Genomic DNA, 23,773 nt, shown 5'->3' on the forward strand with positions numbered 1-23,773 from the left:
GGCTAGGCGCCATGAGTCTCACGGGCCGCCTGGTGGCGTGGTGCGCCGCCGGTGCGGTGGCGATTGGTGCCGTCGCGTGGGCGGGGGGCCTCGACTGGGCCGACCTCACGCACCTTGGCCAGCCGCGCAACGTGGTCGAGATGGACGGTCAGCAGATCCGCATTCCCCACGTGGACAGCACGGGCGAGCGCCTCGCGCCCGCCGTGCCGGTGAGCACCGAAGGCGAACACACGTTCCTGTTCGACGAGGGCGGCGAACCCGTGCGCCTCGACCCCTGTGTGCCCGTCGCGTGGGTGCTGAACCCGGCGGGCATGCCCGAGGGCGTCGAGCCCCTCGTCCACGCGGCCGCGGCCGACGTGGCGGCACACTCCGGCCTGGTGTTCTCGTACGAGGGTGCCACCGACGAGGAGGCGTCCTTCGGCCGCCTCATCGTGCAGGAGCGCTACGGCGACAGGCTCGCTCCGGTCGTGATCGGCTGGTCCGACGAGGACCACACGCCCGACCTTGCCGGTGTGACGGCGGGGCTTGGTGGCTCGACGTCCATCACGGGCGCGTACGGCGACCAGCGTTACCTCGGAGCCGGCGTCGTGATCCTCGACCGTGACGACTTCGCCGACCTGCTGTCGACGCAGAGCGGCACCGCGCTCGCGGAGGCCGTGATCCGTCACGAGCTCGCCCACGTCATCGGGCTGGGCCACGTGGAGGCAGCGACCGAGTTGATGCACGACGAGAACACCGCGATCACCGAGTGGGGGCCGGGCGATCGCCAGGGCCTCGCCATCGCGGGCGCGGGGCCCTGCGCCTAGTCCAGGCGCACCCCGCGTCCCACGCTCCTGTGGCCCGGCCTAGTCCAGGTCCGTGAGCCCGTCGGGCAGGGCTTCGGCGTGCACCATCTCGAGGCGACGCGTCGGACGCGTCAACGCCACGTACAGGTCGCCGGGGCGCTCGGCGATCGCGGCGGGTTCGACCACGATCGCGACGTCGAACTCGAGCCCCTTGGACTGGCGTGCCGTCATCACCGACACGCCTTCGATCTCGCCGCCGAGCTCCTCGCGCAGCGCGGGCAGCCACGTGTGCGGCGCGATGATCGCCACGAGTCCGCCGTCCTCGCCTGCCATCCGGTCGGCGTGGGCGCGCGCGGCAGCCGCCGCGGTCGCCGCGAGGGCATCGCGCGACGTAGCGGTGGACGCCACGGCGTCGTCCAGGTCCCTGGCCGCCGATAGGTCGCTGACGGGAAGGCCCGCGGCCATGGCGTAGGACTGCGCGGCGCGTGCCACCGCGGAGGGGATGCGGTATGACACGGTGAGTTCCCGCAGTTGCCACGAGGGGCCAAACAGCGGGTCCATCGCCTCGGGCCACCAGCGCGTGCCTGCGGCCGAAGCCACCTGTGCCACGTCGCCCACGATCGTGAACGACCGGGTGGGGCAGCGCCGCAGCAGCATGCGCCACGCCATCGCCGACAGCTCCTGAGCCTCGTCGACCACCACGTGGCCGTAGGTCCAGGTACGGTCCTGGGCGGCGCGTTCGGCGACCGTCAGGCGTGACGACCCGCCCTTCATGCGTGCGGCCAAGTCCTCCGCCGTCACCATGCCGTCCCCGCCGAAGGTCTCGAGCACCTCGCGGGCGTAGTCCAACTCCTCCTCCGTGGCCTCCTGGGATGCGCGCGGCGCGCCGCCGGGCATGTCGCCCAGCAGTTCGGCGGCCTCGTCGAGCAGCGGCACGTCGGCCTCGGTGAAGGGGGCCGAGGCGGGGCGCAGCAGCAGGTCGCGTTCCGCCCGGCTGAGGCCACGAGCGGCATGATCGATGAGGTGGGCCTTCGAGAACAGATCGCGCAGCAGCTGGGCGGGCGTGACGGGTAGCCAGCACAGGTTGAGGGCCACACGGATCGTGCGGCTGTCGCGCACGTCACGCTCGAGTTCGAGGCGGTCCTCGGCGTCGAGCTGGCTCTCGAGCTGCTCGAGCAACTGGGTCGTGAGCCTGCTGATCATGTCCTTCGCGAAGTGTGCCCTGGCCTCGTTGTGTGGGCGCCCGTCGCGCCGGGCACGCGCCTGCGCGTCGCGGATGTCGGAGCGGCGAATGACGACGGTGCGGCCGTCGATCTTCACCTCTTGGTCGCGCCGGGGCAGGCGTTGGCGCTCGCGGACGGCGGCCTTGATGACCCCCGCCATCTCGACGCGTCCCTTGATCGCGGCCACCGCATCGGCCTCGACCGCGGACGTGTCGACGCCGCGCACCAGGCCGCTGAGGGTGGTCGACACCGCGCCGGTCTCGCCCAGCGAGGGCAGCACATGGTCGATGTAGCGCAGGAACTGTCCCGAGGGGCCGATGAGCAGCACGCCGCGACGCTCGAGGCGCTCGCGGTGGTGATAGAGCAAAAAGGCGGCGCGGTGGAGGGCAACGGCGGTCTTGCCGGTACCGGGGCCGCCTTGCACCACGAGCGCCCCGTCGAGGTCGGCGCGGATGACCGCGTCCTGTTCTGCCTGGATCGTGGCGACGATGTCACCCATGCGTCCGGTACGGCGCGCATCGAGCGCGGCGAGGAGGGCACCCTCGCCGGCGAGCGTGCCCTCGAGCCCCGCCTCGCGCAGCGCCTCCACGTCGAGCACGTCGTCCTCGATCGCGGCCACCCGGCGGCCTCGGGTCGTGAGGTGGCGTCGGCTCATCACGCCCGAGGGGTCGGCGGCGGTCGCGGAGTAGAAGGCGCGCGCGGCGGGGGCGCGCCAGTCGGTGAGCAGGGGAGCGTGGTCTGCATCGGAGAGGCCGATGCGGCCCACGTAGAGGCGGTCGCCGTCACGCATGTCGAGACGCCCGAAGCACAACCGGTCCTCGACGGCGTCGAGTTGCGCGATGCGGTCCTCGTACAGCGTGGCGAAGGCGTCGCGCTCGGAGCGATTCTGGGGCGATCCGGACGGCCCGTCGCGCCTGATCGAGACGAGGCGACGGTCGGTTTCGTCGCGCAACTCGTCGAGCCGTGCGTACAGCCCATCGACTACCCGCTGCTCGGCATCCAGGCCCTCCTTGAGAGCGGTCCGGGTGCTGTCCTCCTGCATGCGCCTGCCCTTCTGCGCCTCGTGACGGAACTGACGAGGCAGTCGTCCATTATCCCCATTCCTGGCGTCGTGCGCTACAGCCGTCACGGAAACGTCACGCGGGGAATCGTCCGCGCGCGGGAGGCGTTGACGAGCGGAGCGCATCAGCCGATGCGCTCGCGGGCGTGAAACAATGACGGGATTATGACTTCACCACTGATCACCTGGGATGCGGACGGCGTTCAGGCGTGGGCCGAGACGGCTCCGAAGGAAGGTGCCGTGCTGCTGCACTCGCTGCGCGGCTTCATCGATGCAGGGAAGGCGGGCCTGCTGGTCGCCCAGCAGATCCTGGAGGCAGGCGAGCCGCAGCGCGTCGCGACGTTCGACATTGACCAGTTGCTGGACTATCGCTCGCGCAGGCCTGAGATGACGTTCTCCGTGAACCAATGGACGGCCTACGACGAGCCGCACCTGGCGCTCGACCTGGTGCGCGACACCGAGGGCACGGCGTTCCTGCTGCTCCACGGCTTCGAGCCGGACATCCGCTGGGAGCAGTACATCGCCACGGTCAAGGAGATCGTCACGCGCACGGGTGTGGGCCTCACCCTCGGCACCTACGGCATTCCGATGGCCGCGCCTCACACCCGCCCCCTGACGGCCACCGTGCACGGCACGCCCCAGGACCTGCTGCCGGACTCCGCGTCGTTCTTCGGAACCGTGAACGTTCCGGCGAGCGCGCAAAACCTCATGGAGTACCGCTTCGCACAGTGGGACCTGCCGGCGATCAACATTGCCGTGCACGTCCCGCACTACCTGTCGCAGAGCTCCTACCCGCAGGCCGCGGAGCGGGCGATCGAGAGCATCGAGGACATCTCGGGCCTGCTGATCGACACCACCGGGCTGGACGAGGACGCGGAGCGGGCCGAGGAGGAAATCGCCCGTCAGACCGCCGAGTCCGACGAGGTACAGGCGTTGGTGGCCGGCCTCGAGCGCCAGTACGACGCGTACATGGAGCAGCGCGACGAGGGCCTCGATATTCAAGGTCCGCTGCCCTCGGCCGACGAATTGGGCGCCGAATTTGAGAAATTCCTGCAACAACAGCGTGGAGACACTCCCCCTGGAGCATGATTTCGTGTCATGCTTGACCCGGTTGCAAGAACGTAGTGTGCATGAACCGGTCTGACCAGACCCGGGACGCGGCATTGCGGCGACGAGCGGGGACACGGTGTCCGCGCTTCCCGTCACCCGGGCAGTACAGATAGGAAATACTCATGGCACAGGGTTCTGTGAAGTGGTTCAACGCCGAAAAGGGCTACGGCTTCATCGCCCAGGACGGCGGCGGCGCCGACGTCTTCGTCCACTACTCGGCGATCGAGACCGACGGCTACAAGTCGCTCGAAGAGGCGCAGCGCGTCGAGTTCGAGGTCACCGACGGCCCCAAGGGCCCCCAGGCTGCTGCGGTTCGCCCGCTGTAAGGCTTCACCGGTCTCACGACTGGTCTTGGCCGCCGTCCCCGCGAGGGGGCGGCGGCCTTCGCCGTCTCTGACGGCATGTCAGCTGGCCGATGCCGTGGCTGGCGTTCGTCGCGGCCTGTCCCTGTCGGGCTATCGCGCCCAGGCGGCGTCGACGACGGTGGGCAGGGGAGCCGACGCCGCGTAGCGACGCAGCTCGTCGACGTTCAGTCCCGCACCGGCGGCGAGCACCACGTTGCCCCGCCGCTTGCCTTTAAGTACCGCCGGTTCGCCGATCGCGACTACGTCACCGAAGGCCGCACGCGCCGCCGCCGCATCGGCCACGTGTGCGGCCGAGCCCGGCACGGTGCCCACATTCGCGACCACCACGCCCCCCGCACGCACCGTGCGACGGGCGTGCGACCACCACACGGCATCGGCCAAGGTCGGCGGCGTCAGCGCCTCGGAGAACGCGTCGCGCACCAGCACATCGAGGCTGTCGTCATGGCGAGACGCGACGGCGTCGAGACCGTCCTGGGCCCGCACCCGCAACTGAGGCGACCGTGGGAGGTCCCACCACTGACGGGCGAGCTCGGGCAGGGCGGTGTCGATGTCGACCGCGATATGGCGACTGTCCGGATATGCGTGCACCAGATAGCGCGCCATGGTGCACACGCCCGCACCCACATGCAGGGCGAGCATCCGTGCGGGACGCTGCCATGCCTCGATCACGGCCGCGATATGACGCATGTACTCGAAGTCGAGCACATCTTTTTCGACGCGCATCGAGGAACTGGGAACACCACGCACCCATACGGTCGTTGAACCACCAGGCTCGTCCGTGAGCCGCACCACCCCGGTGGAGATCGGCATGTCGACGCCGCGAGCGACGCCCTCAGCCACTGCGGGGGACGTCGTTGATCTGCGTGACATGGGTCGTGGACACCTCGGGGTAGTGGAAGCGGGCGGTCCTGACTAGACTAGGTGCCTACTGCGCACCGCACGAAAGAGGAGGGCATGATGCCGCTGTCGGAGTACGAGCAGCGCGTGCTGGACCAGCTCGAGCACGACCTCGGGCAGGACCCCTCGCTGCACCGCGCCATGAACCGCGGACCGCGCACCCCCGGCCGGGTCATTGCGGCCATCGCCGGAGTGGTCGTCGGACTCGGTGTCGTGCTCCTCGGCGTCGTCACCCAGATCCCGCTGGTAGGCATCCTCGGCTTCGTGATCATGGCAGGCGTGGCGCTGTGGGCGCTGCTGACTCCCCGCAAGGGACAGGGCGACGCCGCACAGGCCGCCCGTCCCGCCGCGGGACCCGCTCCGCAGAAGCCCAAGAAGGACTTCATGCAGACCTTCGAGGAGCGCTTCGACCGTCGCCGCGAGAACGGCGACCTCTAGCCTCTAGCGCCGAGTAGGCTGCTCGGCCGCCGCATCACGCCCCGCCTCCGTGGTGAGGGCCGCTGACCACTCCCGCATCTGCGCGTCGCTGTGGGCCGTGCCCTCCGGCGCGTAACGGTGGTCGGCAACCGCCTGTGCGAGGTTCACCAGAGCCGCGTCGCCTGCAGGCGATAGCCCGCGGCCCGACTCCGACAGCGTGGCCCTCACGTGCTCGACGGCCTCGTCGGGCGTGTGAGCGAGGGACCAGCGGGCGTGCTCCGGCAGCCCGTCACGCGCCCTGAGCCAGGCACGCTCGGCGGGATCGAGCGGTGCCGGGGCGTCGGTGCGCCGGCGGCGCATCATGACGACGGCGAACGTCGAGCCCGCGAGGAGGATGGCCGCGGCGATCGCGAACCACCACCAGTCGAGGCCGGACTGCTCCGCCTCGCCGCCCGACAGGTTGGGCACGTCGGGGGTGTCCGGGCGCTCCGGTTGCTGCTGGGGAGCCGTGGTCGGCTGCTGCGCCGGGTCGCTGGTCTCGGACACCGCCGGCTCATCAGGCTCCTCCGCGTACACCGGCGCGCTCCCCGTTTGCACGGCAGGCGTGGGCTCGAATCGCACCCATCCCACCTCGGGGAACCACAGTTCCGGCCACGCGTGCGCGTCGCCGCCCTGCACCACGTACGTGTCGCCCTCGCCCTCGGAACCGGGCAGGAACCCGATGGCCATCCGTGCGGGGATGTCGAGCGTCCTGGCCATCATGACCATGGTGGTGGCGAACTGCACGCAGTAGCCGACGCGGTCGTCGAGGAACGTGCTGACCGCGTCGCCTCCACTCGGGCTCACCGAGGTGTCGTAGTCGAATTCCGCCGGATCGCGCAGGTAGTCCTGCATCGCGACGGCCTGCGCGAAGCGGGACGTGGCACCGCTCGTGACGTCGGCGGCGAGATCACTCACGCGAGCGGCATTCATGGCCGCGGGCAGGTTGAGGTAGCGAGCGCCCACCCCGGCATCGGACGCGGGATCGCTGGGCGCGGCGAGCAGCCGCTCGGCGGACAGGAAGTCCGTCGCCGCCGTGACGGTGTAGCTCAGCCCCAGCGTCGAGTCGGAGGGAGACACCACCTCGTCCGTGCCGGGCGAATACCCCCAATCGCCCTCGACATCCACGGAGCGCGGCGCCGAGGGAAGCGCGAGGTTGTTTTCCGCCGAGTCGACCGCCTCGATCTCGTAGGTCGCGGTCGTCGCGTCGGTCACATCGATATCAAGCGGCCATAACAGGCCCTCGGTGCTGGTGATCTCATCGTCGGAGGGGGCTCCGTAGGCCCACGCGACGCCGTCGAACTCCGAGTAGCTGTACAGCCGCAACACGTCGGGACGGCGGCCGTCGGCCGTGTAGACCAGGGCGGGCGCGGTCGAGTTCGTGGTGAGCGACGTGCGCAGGTCGAGGTCGAGGTTCAGCCGCGTCGTCGAGCTCAGTGAGGACGGGGCGTCGATGCGCGGAATGATTCCCCAGCCGTGACCACCGAGCGCGGACGGCACGACCAGGAGCGAGACCCCGAGCGTCGCGGCGGTGGCGGCGACGGCACCGCCCAGCGTCGACGGCGGCTGCGTCGCGTCGCCGCGACGCGCGAGGGCGAGGGTGAGGAGCCAGGCTGCCAGCGCGACGAGTAGCCATGCGACCGAGACGCGCTGTTGGAAGATCGCGGCCGGCAGCCACGGCAGCATCAGCACCAGGCCCGCGCTCGCGGCGGCGCGCCAGGACACCGCGATGTGTTCGGCGACGAGGAAGAGGCCCATGACGCCGGCGCACACCAGGCTCAGCAGCGCAGGCGTCATCTCGGCGGGGGCCACGGTGGTGGCGGCGTAGTTCACGCCATCGCCCATGACGGTCAGGAGGTCGCGTAGCGCGCCGGGGGTCGGGAGGAGGTGGCCGTCGCCCTCCTCGCTGACGGAGAACTGCAGGACCAGGGCCTCGACGGTGACCGCGAGTCCCACGACGGTGGGCCACCAGCGCGAGCGCGTCACGACGCGGGCGACGACGACCGTCGCGGTAAGCGCCGCGAGCGATGCCGCGACGGTGAGGATCCACGCACCCGTCACCACCATCGAGGTGAGCGCGAACAGGCTTGCCATGGTGGCGGCCGCGACGGTGAGCGACGCGGGCCACGGGGCCTTGGCGCGGGCGGGGGCGCTCATCGGCGTTCCTCCATCGCGACCAGGGAACGCCATACCCCGGCGATGTCGTCGCCGGCGCGCACCACGGACGCGTGCCACCCCGCGCGACTCAGGCGGGCAGCAGTCGCCTGCGCGTCGGCGGGGTCGTCGGGATCGGCGCGCACGATGGCCCAGGCCCGCCCGGCGGCGCCGATGGGGGCGAGGTCCTCCAGCACGTCGTCGGTGGTGGGGTCGATGATCGCTACGGTGACCTCGCCCTCGACGGAACCCTCCGCGGCCGCACGCGCGGCCTCACGCAGACGAGCATCTCCCGCCGCGCGGGTCACCGGAGACGTGAGGTCCACCGTGAGGTCGAGCAGCTCGGCGCGTGCGAGGTCGCCGCCGCGCTGCCCCAGGTGTGCGGCGCTTGCCGCAGGCCCGGCACCCAGGAGCCGGACGGGGTGACCCGTATCGAGGACGGAGACGCCGATCGACGCCGCCGCGGAGATCGACCATTCGAGCGCCTCGTGCCCCAGCGGAAGGTCAAGGATGACGGTAGCCGGTCGTCTTCCCGCATGCTCATCGGAGCGCACCAGCATGGTGCCTCGGCGGGCGGAACTCGCCCAGTGGATGCGGCGCAGATCGTCGCCGTCGCGGTAGTCGCGCAGTGCGGCGTCGTCCGCGGACGGGGTGCGCGAGCCGACGACGACGCGCTCCGCCTGGCCCATCAGCGCGCCCGCCGTACCGACCAGGTCGGTCACCTGCGGCCAGACCGAGACCGATTCGGCCGAGCCGAAGGCGGTGTCCGACGCGAGCAGGCCGAAGGGATCCGCGGTGTGCATGAGGGCCGGACCTACTTCCCACCGGCCACGCCGCACGGGGTTCAGGGCGTATTCGAGGACCAGGGCGTCGGGGGAGCGGGTGACGGCCGCGCGGGTTGACCCGCCCCCGGTGAGTTCGGACGCGGCCTGCTCGCGCACCTGGAGCCGCGAGATCACGCCCTTGCCGGGCGCGCGACGCGCGCGGGTGGCTCTGATGGCCACCGTGACCGTGCCGGGGACTCCCACGGTGAGTGGGCGCGGGCGGATGGTGCGCTCCGCGTGCGGGAACCGGCGTACAAACGAACCCAGGGCCAGCATCATCCATACCCATGCGAGGGCGACCGCGCACGTCATGGCGACGCCCACGTACACCATCACGGGGGTGGACAGGCCTACCCCGAGTGCGCCGATGACGATGCCGCACGCCAGCATGCCCACACCGCGCGAGGTGAGGCTCATGCGGGCGTTGACGGCTGTCGCGGGGTGCACGGTCAGCGAGTCGCGTCGGCGTGGGCGGCGCCCGCCGTGGCGCGGTGCGGGACGCTCGCGCGGGCCTCGGTGGGCACGGGGGTGCGCTCGACGATGTCGCGCACCACCTCCTGGGCCGCGCGTCCGCTGAGGCGTGCCTCCGTCGAGACCACCAGGCGGTGCGACAGCACGGGCACGGCGAGCGCCTTCACGTCATCGGGCAGGACATGGTTACGCCCCGCCATCGCGGCACGCGCCTTGGCTGCGGCCAACAACTGCAGCGAGGCACGCGGCGACGCGCCCAGGCGAAGCGACGCGTCCTCACGCGTCTGTGCGACGAGGTCGACGATGTGCTGCTTGACCGCGGGCGCGGCATAGATGCGTCGCGCCACATCGATCAGACGCCCGAGGGTCGCGGTGTCGGTCACGGGGTGCACGTGGGCGAGGGGGTCGGTGCCGTCATGGCTGTCGAGCATCGCCATTTCGTCGGCCGGCTGCGGGTAGCCCACCGACACCTGCGCCATGAAGCGGTCGCGCTGCGCCTCGGGCAGGGGATAGGTGCCCTCCATGTCGATGGGGTTCTGGGTGGCCACCACGAGGAAGGGCTCGGGGAGGCGGCGCGTGACGCCGTCGACGGTGACCGCGTGTTCCTGCATGGCCTCGAGCAGCGCGGACTGTGTCTTGGGTGACGCCCGGTTGATCTCGTCGGCGATCACCACCTGCGCGAAGATTGGCCCCGGCCGGAACTCGAAGCGGTGGTCGTCGGAGCGGAAGATGCTGACGCCGGTCACGTCCGCGGGCATCAGGTCTGGCGTGAACTGGATCCGGCCCAATGAGCAGTCGACCGAGGCCGCGAAGGCGCGCGCCAGCGTCGTCTTACCCACCCCTGGCACGTCCTCCATCAGGAGGTGACCCCCGGCGAGTGCGGTAGCCAGCGTCGCGGTGATCGCACCGTCCAACCCCGACAAGACGGACCCAATCGACGCACGGATGGCCTGCGTGACCTCCGCCACTTCCGCCAGCTCGTCCTCGGTGGGCAGGGGGTGCGTCATGGGTGCTCCTTCGCGCTTTTTGCCGAGCCTAGGGGATTCGCGGCGCGTTGGGCAGGCGCCACTCGCATCTGGGGAGGTATCGTGCGAAAATCCCTCCACCCCATTGTCTTGCAATTTACCTGGATATTTAGCTGCGCATGGGGAAGATTTCAGGCCGAGAGTCTCGATATGTGGAGTGAAGTGGAGTAAAGTGGGGACATCGGGCGAGTCGTGGCGCTGGGAGGTGATCGGGTGTCGGATGCACTGACGCACGGTCTGGGCCCCACCGGGGTCTTCCTGGGCACGTTCACGCCTCGCCTCGATGACAAGGGCCGGCTGATCCTTCCCGCGAAGTTCCGCGGGAGGCTCGCGTCGGGCCTCGTCGCCACGCGCGGGCTTGACCGCTGCGTGTTCCTGTTCCCGCTGGACGAGTTCGCGGTCATCCACGACCGACTGCGACGCGCGCCCCTCGAGAACAAGAACGCGCGTGACTACCTGCGCAACTTCCTCGGCCACGCCTCGGACGACATCCCGGACAAGCAGGGGCGCATCCTCATCAGCGCCCCGCTGCGCAAGTACGCGGGTCTCGAGCGCGACGTGGCCGTGGTGGGCATGGGATCCCGGGTCGAGATCTGGGACGCCCAGGCCTGGGAGGACTACCTCGAGCGCGGCGAAGACGACTATGCGGCGACCGCCGCGGAGGTCTTCGACGCCATGTAAACCCTCGCGCCCCGCGGCCTCCTCCCGCGCGACTCTGACGGACTTCCCCCCGCCAGAGAGCCGGTGGGAGACCGAGGGGCACGAAGGACCACAGCAAGGAAGGGAGCGGGACATGACCGATGCGGCCTCGCGTCACCAGCCGGTGATGCTCGACCGTTGCGTCGACCTGCTCGCTCCCGCGCTCGACCACGACGGCGCACTCGTCGTCGACGGCACCCTGGGGATGGGCGGCCACACCGAGGCCATCCTCGAGCGGTGTCCGCGGGCTCGCGTGGTCGGCATCGACCGCGACCCGCAGGCCATCGCTCTGGCCAGCGCCCGCCTGGAGCGCTTTGGCGACCGCTTCATCGCTCACCACGCGGAGTACGACGACATTGCCGGCGCCGTCGCCGCCGCCGGGGCCAGCCGCGCCGACGGCGTGCTGCTCGACCTCGGCGTCAGCTCGCTGCAGATCGACGAGGCCGAACGTGGGTTCTCGTACGCGCAGGACGCGCCCCTGGACATGCGTATGAACCCCGAGGACCCCGTGACGGCGGCCGACCTCCTGCGCGACGCCGATCAGCGCGAACTGGCCCGCATCCTCAAGGTCTATGGCGAGGAGCGCTACGCGGCGCGCATCGCCGAGTCGATCGTCAAGCGCCGCGACGAGGCGCCGCTGACGCGCTCGGCCGACCTCGTCGACCTGGTGCGCGCGTGCATCCCGGCCGCAAGCCGCACGCCGGGCTCCAACCCGGCCAAGCGCACCTTTCAGGCCCTGCGCATCGCGGTCAACCGCGAGCTCGAGGTGCTCGAGGACGCGCTTCCCGCGGCCATCGAGGCTGTGGGGATCGGCGGTCGCGTGGTCATCGAGTCGTACCACTCGCTCGAGGACAAGCTCGTGAAGGCCGCCTTCGCCGCCGGCACCGAGTCGACGGCCCCGCCGGGGCTGCCCATCGTGCCCGAGGAACACCAGCCGTATCTGCGCGCGCTCACCCGTGGCGCAGAGAAGGCGTCGGCCGCTGAGGCCGAGGCCAACCCCCGCTCGAAGCCGGTCCGCCTGCGGGCCGTCGAGCGGATCCGTCTGACCCCGCCATCGCGCCTGAGGAGGCCCGCATGAGCGCCGCTCCCGTCCGCCAGCACCGCCCCGCCACGCTGGGAGCGCCGAGTCGGCGGACGTCCGCCACCCCCGCCGGCCAGCCGCATCGCCACCTGCGCGCCGTCTCGGCCCCGGAGCAAGGGCGGTCGATCGCGCCGTTCGCGTGGACGTGCATCCTCATCGTGCTGGCGGCGATGGCGGCCGTGCTGGTGATCAACACCCAGATGGCGAAGGGTGCCTATGAGCGTCGCGACCTCAAGATCGAGATCGCGTCGCTACACACCCAGGCTGAGTCGCTCAGCAGCGTCCTCGAACGCAACGCCGCGCCGTCGTACCTTGCGCAGCGTGCCTCCGCACTGGGGATGGAACTCGCGCCTACGCTCGGTTCTATCTCGATCGCCGATGGGGCGGTGCTGGAGCAGGGGGAGTAATGGGCGACTCAGACGACCGGCGTCCCTCGTCCGGCAGGCGCGAGACTGGCCCTCGCCCCGGCACCGGACGCCAGCCCGGCGCCCGGCGCCAGCCGGGCACCGGAAGCCAGGCCGGCCGCCGCCCCCAGGGGGGCGCCGCGACGGGCCGTGCCACGGCATCGGCCCACCGCCCCGCATCGCGGCGCCGGCGTGCCCTCAGCATCGGCCGCCCGCAGGTGCGCCAGCAGGCCATCACCCTGGGGGCGCTGGGCATCCTCACCGTCTTCGCCGCGCGGCTTGTGATGATTCAGGGCATTGACCCCGATGACCTCGCCACGCAGGCTCTCGAGAGCCGCCTGGCGACGTCGACCGTGACGACGGATCGCGCCGACATCGTGGACCGCAATGGTGAGGTGCTGGCCACCTCCGTCAACCGCTATCACGTTTGGGTCAACCAGCAGAAGCTCGCGGACTTCAAGCGCGTCGAGGACGGCACCGTGGTTGCGGAGGGAGCCCTCGACGCGGCCGCGATCCTCGCGCCCATCCTCGACTTGGACGAGTCGGAGCTCGCGGCCAAGCTCGTCGGCGACGACACGTTCGTCTACATCGCGAAGTACGTCACGCCAGAGACGTGGAGCCTCATCAGCGACGAGGGCATCTACGGTGTCGAGCCCGAGGCCGTGTCGGAGCGCATCTACCCCAACGGCGACCTCGCGGGAAACCTGGTCGGCTTCGTCGGCGGCGCCGCGGACAAGCAGGGCGTCAACTGGGGCCTTGCCGGCATGGAAAAGTCGCAGGAGGACAGCCTCCTGGGCACCGACGGTTCGCTCACCTACGAGCGTGGCGGCAACGGCACGGCCATCCCTACTGGCGTGCTCGAGGAGACCCCCGCGGAGCCCGGCCAGGACGTGGTCCTCACCATCGACCGCGACATTCAGTACTACGCGCAGTCGCGGCTCGAGGAGGCGCTGTCGGTGACGGGCGCGAGCCACGGGTTCGTCACCGTCGAGGACACGCGCACGGGCGAGGTGTATGCGCTGGCCGACTCCGGCACCGTTGACCCCAACGACCCCGGTGCGACGGACAACGAGAGCCGCAGCTCGCGGGCCATCGAGGACGTGTTCGAGCCCGGCTCGACCGCCAAGGCGATCACCATGGCGGCCGCGATCGAGGAGGGCGTCATCACGCCGGGTAGCCGCTTCGAGGTGCCCTACGAGTACACGACCTCCAACGGCCAGACCTTCAAGGACTCCCACGAGCACGGCCTCGAGAAGATGACCGCGGCCGGCATCCTCGTGGACTCGTCCAACACGGGCACCGTGATGATCGGCGAGCAGCTGAGCACCGAGCAGCGCTACGAGTACCTCAAGGCGTTTGGCTTCGGCGAGGCCACCGGCATCGGCATGCCCTCGGAGTCCTCAGGAATCCTCAGCCACTGGGAAAACTGGGACGGGCGTTCGAAGTACGCGGTGCTGTACGGGCAGGCGGTCGCCGTGACGGCGCTGCAGACCTCGCAGGTTTACCAGACCCTCGCGAATGGCGGCGAGCGCGTGTCACCGAGCCTCATCAAGGGCTACCGCAACGCCGACGGCACCGTGACCCCGCGCGAGCAGTCCGAGCCGGTGCGCGTCGTGTCCGAGGAGACCGCCGACCAGGTGATGCTCATGCTGGAGGACGTGACCGAGGAGGGCACCGGAACGCTCGCCAAGATCGACGGCTACCGCGTCGCGGGCAAGACCGGAACGGCGCAGGCGGTGGGCTCGAGCGGCAAGCTCGACTCGATCGTCGCGTCGTTCGTGGGTGTCGCGCCCGCGGATGATCCCGCCATCGTGGTCTCCGTGAGCCTCTTCGACCCTAAGAGCTCGATCTGGGGCGGCGAGGTGGCCGCGCCGGTCTTCTCGGATGTGGCAACCTTCGCATTGCAGACTCTTCGGGTCCCTCCCTCGGGACCGGCCGAGGAGCTTTACCCGACGACCTGGGAGTAAGACGTGCCCGACATGGCGCTGCGTCCCTCGCGAGCGCTGACCTGCACGCTCGCCGAGGCCGCCACCCGCATCGGCGCCACCGCGCCTGACGATGCCGCTGACCTGACCCTCACGGGTGCCACCGTCGACTCGCGCGACGTGCGCGCAGGCGACCTTTTCGGCGCCTTTCCCGGCTTCACGGTGCACGGGGCCAGATTTGCGGCCGATGCCGTGGCGGCCGGGGCGGTCGCCCTCCTTACCGACGGCGAGGGTGAGCAGATGGCCCGCAAGGCCGGGCTCACCGTGCCCATCCTGGTGGTCGACGACCCGCGGGCGGCGATGGGCGAGGCGGCCGCCGCGATCTACGGCGACCCCAGCCGTGCGCTGACGTTTGTCGGCGTGACGGGCACCAACGGGAAAACCACCACGAGTTACTTCATCGAAAACGCCCTCGCGCGCGTGCACGAGCACACCGGAATCATGGGCACCGTCGAGCTGCGCTTGGGCAACGAGCGGATCGATTCGCCGCGCACCACGGTCGAGTCGCCCGTCCTGCACGGGTTGCTGGCGAGGATGCGTGAGGAGGGCGTCAGCGCCGCCGTCACGGAGGTCAGCTCCCACGCGGCCGCGCTCGAGCGCATCGCCGGCGTCGACTTCGCGGTCGCGGTGTTCACCAACCTGCAGTGGGACCACCTGGACTTCCACGGCACCATGGAGGCCTACCTCGACGCCAAGGCGAGGCTTTTCGAGCCCGGCAGAGCGCGTCGCGGCGTTATCAACGTCGACGACGAGTGGGGCCGCAGGCTCGCGGCGCGCGTCGAGATCCCCGCGTGGACGGTGTCGACCCACGTGGACGACCCACACGAGGCCGACTGGACCGTCGTGGAGGCCGAGATCGGCCTCGACGGCGTGGGCTCCTCGTTTGTCTTCACCGACCCGGACGGGACGCGTCACGAGGCGACCTCGCCGCTGCCGGGCCTCGTCAACGTGTCCAACGCCATCGTGGCCATCGTCGCGGCCCACGCCGCAGGGCTCACGCTTGAGCAGGCCATCGCCGGCGTCGCCTCGGCGCATGGTGTGCCGGGCCGCATGGAGCGCGTCATCGAGCGTTCGAGCGACACGCCGCTCGCGATCGTCGACTATGCCCACACGCCCGACGCGCTGACGCTCGCGCTCGAGGGGGTGCGCCCCATCACCCCTGGCCGCCTCATCCTCATCTTCGGCTCGGACGGCGACCGCGACCAGGGCAAGCGTCCCGTGATGGGGGAGATCGCCGCGAACCTCGCCGACGTCATCGTGCTGACCGACGAGAACCCCCGCTCCGAGGAGCCCGCCGCGGTGCGCGCCATGATCCGCGCGGGCATCGAGAAGGTCCGCCCCGACCTCGCCGACGTGCACGAGGTCGAGCCCCGCCTGCTCGCGGTCGAGACGGGCCTGCGCCTGGCCGGGCCCGAGGACACCGTCATCGTCACGGGCAAGGGCCACGAGCCGTACCAGGAGATCGCCGGGGTGTTCCACCCCTACAACGACCGCGACGCGTACCTGCAGGCGCAGGCGCGGATTGCGGCCGAGAGGAAGGGCACGGCATGAGGCCGCTGACCGCCCAATGGGTCGCGAACGCCGTCCGCGGCGAGCTCGCCGCCGACGTCACCGCAACCGTCACGTCCGTCGAGAAGGATTCGCGCGCCGTCACCGCCGGCGCACTGTATGTGGCATTCATCGGTGAGAGGGTCGACGGCCACGACTATGCGGCCCAGGCCTTCGAGGCGGGCGCCACCCTCGCGCTGGTCAGCCAGCCCGTGCCGGGTCCCCACGTCCTCGTGGACGATGTGGTCGCGGCGCTCGGCCACCTGGCGCAGGCCTACCTCGCGTTGCTGCGCACCGAGGGTGACATCACGGTGATCGGCATCACCGGCTCGAACGGCAAGACCACCACCAAGGACCTGCTCGCGCAGGTGTTGCCGGACTCGGTCGCGCCCGTGGGCTCGTTCAATAACGAGATCGGCCTGCCGCTGACGGTGCTCGGCGCGGATGCGGGCACACGTCACCTCGTTCTCGAGATGGGGGCCTCCGCGCCCGGCGACCTCGCCTACCTCACGGGCATCGCGCCGCTCGATGTGGCCGTCGAGCTCACGGTCGGTTCGGCCCACCTCGGCGGCTACGGCTCGCCCGAGGCGCTCGCCGAGGAAAAGGCGAGCCTCATCGACGGGCTGGTGCCCGGTGGCGTCGCCGTGCTCAACGCCGACGACCCGCGCGTCGCGGCGATGGCCGCTCGCCCCGCTCTCGCGGCCGAGGGCCGGCGCACCCGCACCTTCGGGGTAGGCGCGCGTGGGGGAGTCGACGTGTGTGCGACCGAGCTCACCAGCGACCGTGGCCGCGCCTCCTTCATCCCCGAGGCCGATGGCGTCGTCACCGACCGCATCACCCTCGCGCTCGTGGGCGAGCACCACGCGACCAATGCGTTGGCCGCGCTGACGACGGCCCTCGCGTGCGGCATCGGCCTCGCGGACGCCGCCGCCGCGGTGGCGTCCGCCTCGCCCCTGAGCCCCCACCGCATGGCGCTCACCGAGCGCCCTGACGGCGTGTGGATCCTCGACGACGCCTACAATGCGTCGCCCGAGTCCATGCGCGCCGCCCTGCGTGCCCTGAAGGACGTCGCCGTGGACGGCCGTTCCTTCGCGGTCGTGGGAGAGATGCTCGAGATGGGCGACGCGTCCCTGGCCGCGCACGAGGAGGTCGGCCTCGACGCGGTGCGCCTGCGCATCGACCACCTCGTCGTCGTTGGGGCGGGGGCGCGCGCCGCCTACGTCTCGGCTGTGCGCGAGGGCTCGTGGGGTGACGAGGCCGCCTTCGTCGCTACCATTGACGAGGCCCGCGCGTTCCTCGACGGGCGCCTCACGCGTGGCGACACCGTGCTCGTCAAGGCGTCCCACGGCTCCGGGCTGTGGAAGCTGGCCGACGACCTGGTGGGAGAAACTGCATGAGAGCCGTGGTGTTCGCGGGAGGAATCTCGCTCGTCATCGCGCTGCTGGGTACGCCGCTGTTTATCCGCTACCTCACCCGCCACCAGTACGGGCAGTTCATCCGTCATGATGGGCCCGCGTCCCACCTCGTGAAGCGCGGCACCCCCACCATGGGTGGCGTCGTCATCATCATCGCCCTCGTCTTGGGCTGGCTGGGCGGCAACCTGCTAACCGGCCGCACGCCCTACGCCTCGTCGATGCTCGTGGTCTTCCTCATCGTCGGGCTCGGCTTCGTGGGCTTCCTCGACGACTACATCAAGATCCGCCAGGAACGCTCGCTAGGCCTCAGAGCCCGCTACAAGATCCTGGGCCAGGCCGTCGTGGGCATCGCGTTCGCCGTGCTGGTGCTGCAGTTTCCCAACGACCACGGTGACACCCCGGCGTCGACGGCGATCTCCTTCCTGCGCGACACGGTCATCGACCTGGCCTACTGGGGACCGGCTGTCGGCATCATCCTGTTCGTGATCTGGTCCAACTTCCTCATCACGGCCTGGTCGAACGCGGTGAACCTCACCGACGGCCTCGACGGCCTCGCGACGGGCGCCTCGCTGATCTTCTTCGGCGCCTACACGCTGATCTGCATCTGGCAGTACAACCAGTGGTGTGGCTTCACCTCCGCCGCGGCGCAGTGCTACGAGGTCCGCGACCCGCGTGACCTGGCGATTCTGGCCGCCGCGATCGCCGGAGCCTGCTTCGGGTTCCTGTGGTGGAACGCCTCGCCCGCCAAGATCTTCATGGGCGACACCGGCTCGCTCGCGCTGGGCGGCGCGATCGCGGGCATCACCATCATGTCCCGCACGGAGCTCCTGGGTGTCATCATCGGCGGGCTGTTCGTCATCATCGTCGCCTCGTCGGTCATCCAGATCGGCTACTTCAAGATCTCGGGCGGTAAACGCGTCTTCAAGATGGCGCCGCTGCATCACCACTTCGAGCTCATGGGCTGGGGAGAGGTGACGATCGTCATCAGATTCTGGATCATCGCGGGCCTGTGCGCCGCGGTGGGTGGCGGCATCTTCTACGCCGAATGGGTGGCATCGCTACCCTCGGGCGCGTGAGCGGCGCATGACGGGCCGGCTCGACGGCCTGACCGTCCTGATCCTGGGGTTCGGGGTGGCGGGCCGCTCCGCGCGTGAGGCGGCGCTCGCCGAGGGTGCCACCGCCGTGGTGGTCGACCCGCACGCGGCCGATGCGGACCATGCCTCGCTCGACGGCCTCGCCCTGGGTGCATTCGACCTGTGTATGTCGTCGCCAGGCTTCGCACCCCACCACCCGTGGGTGGTGGCGGTGGCCGATGCCGGGGTGGAGATCGTCTCCGAGATGGAGTTCGCGTGGCGCGTGCGTCGCGAGGGCATCCCGTGGGTGCTCGTCACCGGCACCAACGGCAAGACGACGACCACACAGATGGTGGGAGCCATCGCCGAGGCCGGCGGACTCGACGTGGCGGTGTGCGGCAACATGGGCATCCCTGTCATTGGCGCCGCGCGCGAGCAGCACGATCTTGTGGCCGTGGAGATCGCCTCGCTCCAGTTGCACTTCACCACGACCCTGTCGCCGCACGCCGCCGTGTGTCTCAACGCCGACGAGGACCACCTCGACTGGCACGGCTCCGTCGAGGCCTACCGCGCGGACAAGGCGCGGGTGTACCGGCACGTGCAGGTCGCGTGCGTGTACGGCGCCCACGACGCGCTCGTCGAGGAGATGGTCGGCGAGGCGGACGTCGTCGACGGCGCCCGGGCGGTCGGCGTCACGCTCGGCAGCCCGGCGGTCAGCCAGGTGGGCGTCGTCGAGGGGGTCCTCGTCGACCGCGCCTTCCACGACGACCGGCGCCGCGAGGCCCTCGAGCTGGGCCACGTCGACGACCTGGCACACCTGGTGGCCGGAGCCGTGCCGCCCTATCTGGTGTTTAACGCGCTGGCCGCCGCGGCCCTGTGTCGGGCGGTGGGGGTGGCACCCGAGGCGGTCGCCCGCGGACTGGCGGGCTTCTCTCTCGACGCGCACCGCACGGCGTTCGTGGCTCGGGTCGACGACGTCGACTACGTCGACGACTCGAAGGCCACCAATGCTCACGCCGCCATCGCGGCGTTCGGCGGACGTGCCCCGTCATCGGTCGTATGGCTCGCCGGGGGACAGGCCAAGGGCCAGGAGTTCGACGCGCTCGTGCGGTCCGTCAGGGACCGGGTGCGACACGTGGTGCTGCTCGGCGAGGACCCCGAGCCGCTCGCGAGCGCACTCGCGGGACACGCCCCCGATATCCCGGTGACCCGCATCGAGCCGGGAGACACTGTGATGCAGCGGGCGGTCCAGGCGGCCCGTGAGGTTGCTCGCGCTGGGGACACCGTGTTGTTGTCGCCGGCGTGCGCATCGTTTGACCAGTTCCGCTCCTACGCGGACCGAGGAGAGACCTTCGCTCGCGCGGTGGAGGCGCTCAAGGCCTAAGAGGAGGCGTCATGACGGCCACGGCCCCGCGACGCACCCAGGCTGAGCCCGCGCCCAGCGGGTCGCCCGTCGCGACCTATTACCTGTTGATCGCGTCGACGTCGATCCTGGTCCTCGTCGGCCTGGCGGGCGTCCTGTCGGCGTCCTCCAACGCGGCGCTGCGCGCCGACTCGGGCGCCAACCCCTACCGCCTGTTCTTCATTCAGCTCATCGCGCTCGGCATCGGCGTGACCGCCGCGGCCATCGGCTCGCGCCTATCTGTGACGATGTGGAAGCGGCTCGCGCCCTGGGCGCTGGCCGCGTCGATCGCGTTGCTCATCGTCGTGCTGGTCGCCGGTGAAGCCGTGGGCGGTAACCGCAACTGGATCCGCTTCGCCGGGATGAGCTTCCAGCCCTCCGAGGCCGCCAAGCTGGGCCTCGCCCTCTTCCTCGGTGTCGTGCTCTCGACGTTTAGGCGTGAACTCACCACGTTCAAGGGCATCCTCGTGCCCGGCGGCATCGCCTCCGGCATCGTGCTCCTTCTCGTCGGCGCCGGTGGCGACCTCGGCACCGCCATGGCCATCGGCCTGGTCATCGGCGCCTGCTACTGGGTGGCCGGCGTGCCGCTGCGCTACTTCGCGATCATTGCCGGTATCGGCGTCGCGGGCGTCCTGTACATGCTCGAGAAGGGTCAGACCCGCGGCAGCCGCATCGACGTGTGGCTCAACCCCGAGAATTGCGACCCGCAGGGCTCGTGCATGCAGGCCATCCACGGGCTGTGGGCCCTCGCCTCTGGCGGCGTGTGGGGGCTTGGCCCCGGCATGAGCCGCGAGAAGTGGGGCGGCCTGCCCGTCGCGGACTCGGACTTCGTGTTTGCCGTGTGGGGCGAGGAGTTCGGCCTCATCGGTGCCCTTGTCGTCCTCGTCGCGTTCGGCATGATGGCCGTCGCGATCAACCGCCTCGTCAAGCGCCACCGCGACCCGTTCGTGCAGATTGCTGCCGCGGGCATCGGCGCGTGGCTCGTGGGCCAGGCTCTCATCAACATCGCGGTGGTCATCGGACTGCTGCCCGTCACGGGCGTGCCGCTGCCGCTCGTGTCTTCCGGAGGATCGTCACTCATCATGTCCCTGACCGCCGTCGGTGTGTTGCTGGCCTTTGCGCGTCACGAGCCGGGCGCGGAGGAGGCGTTCGCCGCGCGCCCCGGCCTCATCAAGCGGTCCGTCGCCGTGGTCTCGCGAGGCCGCCGTGGCTAACTTCCTCGTCGCCGGCGGAGGTACCGCCGGGCACGTCAATCCGATGCTCGCCACCGCTCACGAGCTCGTCTCCCGAGGCCACGAGGTCGCCGCGTTCGGCACCTCTGTGGGGCTCGAGGCCGACCTGGTGCCGCGGGCGGGCTTCACGCTGCACGAGGTGCCCAAGGTGCCGCTGCCGCGCCGGCCGTCGATGGATCTGCTGCGCCTGCCCCAGAACTGGGCGGCCGCGGTGGGCGCCGCCAGCCGGGCCATCGAGGCGAGTGGGGCCGATGCCGTCATCGGTTTCGGTGGCTACGTCTCCACCCCCGCGTATCGCGCCGCGCGCAAGGCGGGCATTCCGATCATCGTGCACGAGGCGAACGCGAAGCCCGGCCTCGCCAACCGCCTCGGCGCGCGCTGGACCGCGCATGTGGCCGTTACTGCGCCCGGCACGCCGCTGCCGCATGCGACCGTGACCGGCATGCCGCTGCTGCCGCCGGTGCGCGACCTTGCCGGCGACCTGGCCGACCCCGCCACCGCCGCGGCCCTGCGCCGCGACGCCCGCCTCGCGCTCGACTGGGACGAGGACGCGGTCGTGTTGGTCGTTACGGGCGGCTCCTTGGGGGCCGCGAGCCTGAACGCCGCGACGGTGGGTGCCGTCGGCGACCTGGTGGCCGCGGGCGTGCACGTGTGGCACCTCACGGGCCGCGACAAGGCCGACGATGCCCTGGCGGCGCGCGACGCGCTGCCGGCGGACGTGCGCGAGCGCTACCGCGTGGAGGAGTACAGCCACGACATGGCACAGGTCTTCGCCGCGGCCTCGGCCGTGGTGTGCCGCTCGGGAGCCGGAGCGGTCGCCGAGGCGACCGCGATGCGCCTCCCCACCCTGTATGTTCCCCTGCCGCACGGCAACGGCGAACAGGCCCTCAACGCACGCCCGGCCGTCGAGGCCGGCGCGGCAGCGCTCGTGGATGACGCGGACCTCACCCCCGCGCGCTTGCTCGAGGAGGCGACCCGAATCCTCGAACCCGGCACCGCCCGCACCATGAGCGAGGCCGCCGCCGACTTCGGCATCACGGACGGTGCCGCGCGACTCGCGTCGATGGCGGAGGCGGCACTGTGAGCCGGGTGCACTTCATCGGCGTGGGCGGCTCCGGTATGTCGGCCGTGGCGCGCCTGACCGCCGCGCGCGGCCACGTGGTCTCCGGCTCGGACCAGCGCGAGTCCCACTACTTCCTGGCGCTGCGCGACGCCGGCATGGATGTGCGCATCGGTCACGACGCCGCCTACGTCGAGGGCGTCGACACGGTGGTCATCTCGTCGGCCGTGCGCGAGACGAACCCCGAGCTGGCGCGGGCGCGCGAGCTCGGCGTCGAGGTCATCCATCGCTCGGAGGCCCTGGCGCGTGCGCTCGATGATCAGCGCCTCATCGCGGTGGCCGGCACTCACGGCAAGACCACCACATCGGCGATGGTCGCGCACGTGCTCCACGGTGCGGGCATCGACGCCGGCTTCGCCGTGGGGGCTCGCGTGTTCGGCGTCGAGGGCGCCGTCGCCGGCGGCTACCCGGGCACCGCGGGGATCAGCGCGGTCGAGGCCGACGAGTCGGACGGCTCGTTCCTGCGCTACCACCCCGAGGTCGCGATCCTGCTGAACGTCGAGCCCGATCACTTGGACCACTACGGCACCGTCGAGGCGATGCATGAGGCGTTCGTCCAGTTCGCGAGCGACTGCCGCGTCCTGGTCGCCTGCGCCGACGACGCCGTCGTCATGGCGATCGCCGGGCGCGCCGCCGACGCGGGCGTCGACGTCATCACGTATGGCACGGGCGAGGCGGACGTGGTCGTCACCGATCGCGCACTGGTGCGCGACGGCGACGCCTTCCCCCTCCACGTGCCCGTGCCCGGAGCGCACATGCGGCTGAACGCCGCTGCCGCCTGGGCGGCAGCGGTGGCCGTGGGCGCCGATCCCCACCGTGCCGCGGGCGCCGTCTCGACGTTCGCCGGTACGGGCCGGCGGTACCAGGTGCGCGGTGAGGTCCACGGCGTTACCGTGGTCGACGACTACGCGCACCATCCGACGGAGGTCGCCGCGCTTCTCGCGGCGGCGCGCTCGACGGGGGCGAAGCGCCTGGTCGTGTTGTTCCAGCCCGCGCTGTTTACGCGCACGCAATTGCACGCCGCCGCCTTCGGCGAGGCGCTGTCGATTCCCGACGCGGACATCGTGATCGCGGGCGTGCACGGCGACCGCGAGGACCCCATCCCCGGTGTCACCAGCCAGTCCATCCTCGACGCCGTCACGCCGCGCGACGGCGCGACCGCACGTGTGGTCGAGGACCTTGCCGAGGCCGCCGCGACCGCGGCAAGCCTGGCACGCGACGGCGACCTGGTGCTGACGGTCGGTTCGGGCCCCGTCACGTACGCGGCGGACTGGATCCTGGACGCGCTGCGGGAGCGCGCGTGAGCGACCAGCGTCGTCCCCAGCCGCCGACCGTCCCGCCGCGTCGGCCGGCGACGCCGCGGCGCGCGTCCGCGGGCACGACGACGCAGGAGCGCCCGACGTCGGCGACGACCCCCACGCGCACCGGGCCTCGCGCCGCGCCC

20 protein-coding genes are annotated in these 23,773 nt (G+C 71.0%); 15 read left to right on the forward strand and 5 right to left on the reverse strand.

Features of this window, described 5'->3' with window-relative positions; genetic code table 11:
* Window positions 1-11: 11 nt before the first annotated feature.
* Window positions 12-806: a hypothetical protein gene (locus tag B7K24_RS08765; RefSeq protein ID WP_084129958.1), complete on the forward strand. Its 795-nt coding sequence runs from the start codon at window positions 12-14 to the stop codon at window positions 804-806.
* A gap of 39 nt (window positions 807-845) precedes the next feature.
* Here B7K24_RS08765 and B7K24_RS08770 read toward each other — a convergent pair whose 3' ends face one another.
* Complete coding sequence (locus B7K24_RS08770) at window positions 846-3,050, reverse strand: AAA family ATPase (RefSeq protein ID WP_084129959.1); 2,205 nt, start codon at window positions 3,048-3,050, stop codon at window positions 846-848.
* 183 nt (window positions 3,051-3,233) lie between these two features.
* Here B7K24_RS08770 and B7K24_RS08775 point away from each other — a divergent pair, with 183 nt between their 5' ends.
* Both B7K24_RS08775 and B7K24_RS08780 read left to right on the forward strand, forming a co-directional pair.
* Entirely contained in the window at window positions 3,234-4,157 is a 924-nt protein-coding gene (locus tag B7K24_RS08775; protein WP_084129960.1) for a PAC2 family protein, read from the forward strand.
* A gap of 143 nt (window positions 4,158-4,300) precedes the next feature.
* A complete protein-coding gene (locus B7K24_RS08780) occupies window positions 4,301-4,504 on the forward strand; it encodes a cold-shock protein (protein ID WP_084100409.1) in 204 nt (67 codons plus the stop codon).
* A gap of 129 nt (window positions 4,505-4,633) precedes the next feature.
* On the opposite strand, the gene B7K24_RS08785 is transcribed toward B7K24_RS08780, so the two are convergent.
* A complete protein-coding gene (locus tag B7K24_RS08785) occupies window positions 4,634-5,413 on the reverse strand; it encodes a spermidine synthase (RefSeq protein WP_144268216.1) in 780 nt (259 codons plus the stop codon).
* Window positions 5,414-5,500: 87 nt separating this feature from the next.
* On the opposite strand from B7K24_RS08785, the gene B7K24_RS08790 reads away from it, so the two are divergent.
* A complete protein-coding gene (locus B7K24_RS08790; RefSeq protein WP_159449200.1) occupies window positions 5,501-5,878 on the forward strand; it encodes a DUF3040 domain-containing protein in 378 nt (125 codons plus the stop codon).
* Between the two features lie 3 nt (window positions 5,879-5,881).
* Here the strand turns inward: B7K24_RS08790 and B7K24_RS08795 are convergent, their stop codons facing one another.
* From B7K24_RS08795 to B7K24_RS08805, 3 genes are read right to left on the reverse strand one after another with little or no spacing between them, the layout of a single operon-like run.
* Window positions 5,882-8,053 carry a DUF3488 and transglutaminase-like domain-containing protein gene (locus B7K24_RS08795; protein WP_159449201.1) on the reverse strand — a complete coding sequence of 724 codons (2,172 nt, stop codon included), beginning with the start codon at window positions 8,051-8,053 and terminating at the stop codon, window positions 5,882-5,884.
* Window positions 8,050-9,291 carry a DUF58 domain-containing protein gene (locus B7K24_RS08800; protein WP_159449202.1) on the reverse strand — a complete coding sequence of 414 codons (1,242 nt, stop codon included), beginning with the start codon at window positions 9,289-9,291 and terminating at the stop codon, window positions 8,050-8,052. The genes B7K24_RS08795 and B7K24_RS08800 overlap by 4 nt, the downstream gene beginning before the upstream one ends.
* Before the next feature lie 32 nt (window positions 9,292-9,323).
* Window positions 9,324-10,352: a MoxR family ATPase gene (locus B7K24_RS08805; RefSeq protein WP_084129965.1), complete on the reverse strand. Its 1,029-nt coding sequence runs from the start codon at window positions 10,350-10,352 to the stop codon at window positions 9,324-9,326.
* 231 nt (window positions 10,353-10,583) lie between these two features.
* On the opposite strand from B7K24_RS08805, the gene mraZ reads away from it, so the two are divergent.
* From mraZ to murC, 11 genes are all read left to right on the forward strand, one after another.
* On the forward strand, window positions 10,584-11,051 hold the full coding sequence (mraZ, locus tag B7K24_RS08810) for a division/cell wall cluster transcriptional repressor MraZ (protein ID WP_234986640.1): 468 nt from the start codon (window positions 10,584-10,586) through the stop codon (window positions 11,049-11,051).
* 112 nt (window positions 11,052-11,163) lie between these two features.
* Window positions 11,164-12,147 (forward strand): 16S rRNA (cytosine(1402)-N(4))-methyltransferase RsmH, encoded by a 984-nt coding sequence (gene rsmH / locus B7K24_RS08815; protein ID WP_084129966.1) that lies wholly within the window; start codon window positions 11,164-11,166, stop codon window positions 12,145-12,147.
* The gene (locus B7K24_RS08820; RefSeq protein WP_084129967.1) at window positions 12,144-12,557 is read left to right on the forward strand and encodes a hypothetical protein; all 414 of its coding nucleotides are present in this window, start codon (window positions 12,144-12,146) and stop codon (window positions 12,555-12,557) included. The genes rsmH and B7K24_RS08820 overlap by 4 nt, the downstream gene beginning before the upstream one ends.
* The gene (locus B7K24_RS08825) at window positions 12,557-14,521 is read left to right on the forward strand and encodes a penicillin-binding protein 2 (protein ID WP_084129968.1); all 1,965 of its coding nucleotides are present in this window, start codon (window positions 12,557-12,559) and stop codon (window positions 14,519-14,521) included. Before B7K24_RS08820 ends, B7K24_RS08825 begins: the two co-directional genes overlap by 1 nt.
* Window positions 14,522-14,533: 12 nt before the next feature.
* Complete coding sequence (locus tag B7K24_RS08830; protein ID WP_084130037.1) at window positions 14,534-16,090, forward strand: UDP-N-acetylmuramoyl-L-alanyl-D-glutamate--2,6-diaminopimelate ligase; 1,557 nt, start codon at window positions 14,534-14,536, stop codon at window positions 16,088-16,090.
* Window positions 16,087-17,484, forward strand: coding sequence for a UDP-N-acetylmuramoyl-tripeptide--D-alanyl-D-alanine ligase (gene murF / locus B7K24_RS08835; protein WP_084129969.1), 1,398 nt, complete (start codon window positions 16,087-16,089; stop codon window positions 17,482-17,484). Before B7K24_RS08830 ends, murF begins: the two co-directional genes overlap by 4 nt.
* On the forward strand, window positions 17,481-18,578 hold the full coding sequence (gene mraY, locus B7K24_RS08840) for a phospho-N-acetylmuramoyl-pentapeptide-transferase (protein WP_084129970.1): 1,098 nt from the start codon (window positions 17,481-17,483) through the stop codon (window positions 18,576-18,578). Before murF ends, mraY begins: the two co-directional genes overlap by 4 nt.
* A gap of 7 nt (window positions 18,579-18,585) precedes the next feature.
* Window positions 18,586-19,959 (forward strand): UDP-N-acetylmuramoyl-L-alanine--D-glutamate ligase, encoded by a 1,374-nt coding sequence (gene murD, locus B7K24_RS08845; RefSeq protein ID WP_084129971.1) that lies wholly within the window; start codon window positions 18,586-18,588, stop codon window positions 19,957-19,959.
* Between the two features lie 11 nt (window positions 19,960-19,970).
* Window positions 19,971-21,191 (forward strand): FtsW/RodA/SpoVE family cell cycle protein, encoded by a 1,221-nt coding sequence (locus tag B7K24_RS08850; protein ID WP_084129972.1) that lies wholly within the window; start codon window positions 19,971-19,973, stop codon window positions 21,189-21,191.
* Window positions 21,184-22,293, forward strand: a complete 1,110-nt coding sequence (locus tag B7K24_RS08855) for a glycosyltransferase (RefSeq protein WP_234986641.1) — start codon at window positions 21,184-21,186, stop codon at window positions 22,291-22,293. The genes B7K24_RS08850 and B7K24_RS08855 overlap by 8 nt, the downstream gene beginning before the upstream one ends.
* Entirely contained in the window at window positions 22,290-23,633 is a 1,344-nt protein-coding gene (gene murC, locus B7K24_RS08860; protein WP_234986642.1) for a UDP-N-acetylmuramate--L-alanine ligase, read from the forward strand. The genes B7K24_RS08855 and murC overlap by 4 nt, the downstream gene beginning before the upstream one ends.
* The last annotated feature ends 140 nt before the right edge of the window (window positions 23,634-23,773 follow it).

The organism is Demequina sp. NBRC 110055 (assembly GCF_002090135.1).
Taxonomy (GTDB): Bacteria; Actinomycetota; Actinomycetes; order Actinomycetales; family Demequinaceae; genus Demequina.

What these genes read in the sequence shown, in the direction of transcription:
- B7K24_RS08765 (WP_084129958.1), top strand. Translation starts at nt 12, where the DNA reads ATGAGTCTCACGGGCCGCCTGGTGGCGTGGTGCGCCGCCGGTGCGGTG.
- B7K24_RS08770 (WP_084129959.1), bottom strand. Translation starts at nt 3,050, where the DNA reads ATGCAGGAGGACAGCACCCGGACCGCTCTCAAGGAGGGCCTGGATGCC.
- B7K24_RS08775 (WP_084129960.1), top strand. Translation starts at nt 3,234, where the DNA reads ATGACTTCACCACTGATCACCTGGGATGCGGACGGCGTTCAGGCGTGG.
- B7K24_RS08780 (WP_084100409.1), top strand. Translation starts at nt 4,301, where the DNA reads ATGGCACAGGGTTCTGTGAAGTGGTTCAACGCCGAAAAGGGCTACGGC.
- B7K24_RS08785 (WP_144268216.1), bottom strand. Translation starts at nt 5,413, where the DNA reads ATGTCACGCAGATCAACGACGTCCCCCGCAGTGGCTGAGGGCGTCGCT.
- B7K24_RS08790 (WP_159449200.1), top strand. Translation starts at nt 5,501, where the DNA reads ATGCCGCTGTCGGAGTACGAGCAGCGCGTGCTGGACCAGCTCGAGCAC.
- B7K24_RS08795 (WP_159449201.1), bottom strand. Translation starts at nt 8,053, where the DNA reads ATGAGCGCCCCCGCCCGCGCCAAGGCCCCGTGGCCCGCGTCGCTCACC.
- B7K24_RS08800 (WP_159449202.1), bottom strand. Translation starts at nt 9,291, where the DNA reads ATGAGCCTCACCTCGCGCGGTGTGGGCATGCTGGCGTGCGGCATCGTC.
- B7K24_RS08805 (WP_084129965.1), bottom strand. Translation starts at nt 10,352, where the DNA reads ATGACGCACCCCCTGCCCACCGAGGACGAGCTGGCGGAAGTGGCGGAG.
- rsmH (WP_084129966.1), top strand. Translation starts at nt 11,164, where the DNA reads ATGACCGATGCGGCCTCGCGTCACCAGCCGGTGATGCTCGACCGTTGC.
- B7K24_RS08820 (WP_084129967.1), top strand. Translation starts at nt 12,144, where the DNA reads ATGAGCGCCGCTCCCGTCCGCCAGCACCGCCCCGCCACGCTGGGAGCG.
- B7K24_RS08825 (WP_084129968.1), top strand. Translation starts at nt 12,557, where the DNA reads ATGGGCGACTCAGACGACCGGCGTCCCTCGTCCGGCAGGCGCGAGACT.
- B7K24_RS08830 (WP_084130037.1), top strand. Translation starts at nt 14,534, where the DNA reads ATGGCGCTGCGTCCCTCGCGAGCGCTGACCTGCACGCTCGCCGAGGCC.
- murF (WP_084129969.1), top strand. Translation starts at nt 16,087, where the DNA reads ATGAGGCCGCTGACCGCCCAATGGGTCGCGAACGCCGTCCGCGGCGAG.
- mraY (WP_084129970.1), top strand. Translation starts at nt 17,481, where the DNA reads ATGAGAGCCGTGGTGTTCGCGGGAGGAATCTCGCTCGTCATCGCGCTG.
- murD (WP_084129971.1), top strand. Translation starts at nt 18,586, where the DNA reads ATGACGGGCCGGCTCGACGGCCTGACCGTCCTGATCCTGGGGTTCGGG.
- B7K24_RS08850 (WP_084129972.1), top strand. Translation starts at nt 19,971, where the DNA reads ATGACGGCCACGGCCCCGCGACGCACCCAGGCTGAGCCCGCGCCCAGC.